The 695-nt window shown below is 52.2% G+C and carries 7 tRNA genes; all 7 read right to left on the bottom strand.

What is annotated here, in order from left to right:
- Nucleotide 1: 1 nt before the first annotated feature.
- Nucleotides 2-74 (bottom strand) — tRNA-Phe (locus ADH27_RS01020).
- 5 nt (nt 75-79) lie between these two features.
- Nucleotides 80-153: transfer RNA gene (locus tag ADH27_RS01015), tRNA-Met, on the bottom strand.
- A 9-nt stretch (nt 154-162) separates the two neighbouring features.
- Nucleotides 163-252: transfer RNA gene (locus ADH27_RS01010), tRNA-Ser, on the bottom strand.
- Between the two features lie 9 nt (nt 253-261).
- Nucleotides 262-335, bottom strand: a tRNA-Ile gene (locus ADH27_RS01005).
- A 16-nt stretch (nt 336-351) separates the two neighbouring features.
- Nucleotides 352-425: transfer RNA gene (locus ADH27_RS01000), tRNA-Met, on the bottom strand.
- Between the two features lie 5 nt (nt 426-430).
- Nucleotides 431-504, bottom strand: a tRNA-Pro gene (locus tag ADH27_RS00995).
- Nucleotides 505-523: 19 nt separating this feature from the next.
- Nucleotides 524-597 (bottom strand) — tRNA-Arg (locus ADH27_RS00990).
- Nucleotides 598-695 lie beyond the last annotated feature (98 nt).

The following is a 695-nucleotide window of genomic DNA, read 5'->3' as shown; positions in this document are numbered from 1 at the left end:
ATGGCGCGAGACGGAATCGAACCGCCGACACATGGAGCTTCAATCCATTGCTCTACCAACTGAGCTACCGAGCCAAATATTGCGGGAGCAGGATTTGAACCTACGACCTTCGGGTTATGAGCCCGACGAGCTACCGAGCTGCTCCATCCCGCGTTAATATTAAGGAGGATGTGGGATTCGAACCCACGCACGCTTTTACACGCCTGACGGTTTTCAAGACCGTTCCCTTCAGCCGGACTTGGGTAATCCTCCAGCTAATTATGGACCTTGTAGGACTTGAACCTACGACCACTCGGTTATGAGCCGAGAGCTCTAACCAGCTGAGCTAAAGGTCCGACAAGATCAATAGTATAGCGGCGAAGGGGATCGAACCCCCGACCTCCCGGGTATGAACCGGACGCTCTAGCCAGCTGAGCTACACCGCCATAAATCGGGAAGACAGGATTCGAACCTGCGACACCTTGGTCCCAAACCAAGTACTCTACCAAGCTGAGCTACTTCCCGAACTAAAGCTTACGCTTTATGCACCCTAGAGGAGTCGAACCTCTAACCGCCTGATTCGTAGTCAGGTACTCTATCCAGTTGAGCTAAGGGTGCTCGTTTCTATTCTATTGCTACATAGTCTTGCGACCATGCACCCTAGAGGAGTCGAACCTCTAACCGCCTGATTCGTAGTCAGGTACTCTATCCAGTTG

Source organism: Streptococcus sp. 343_SSPC (assembly GCF_001072385.1).
In the GTDB taxonomy this organism is placed as follows: Bacteria; Bacillota; Bacilli; order Lactobacillales; family Streptococcaceae; genus Streptococcus.
This window is presented reverse-complemented; position numbering and strand designations above follow the sequence as displayed.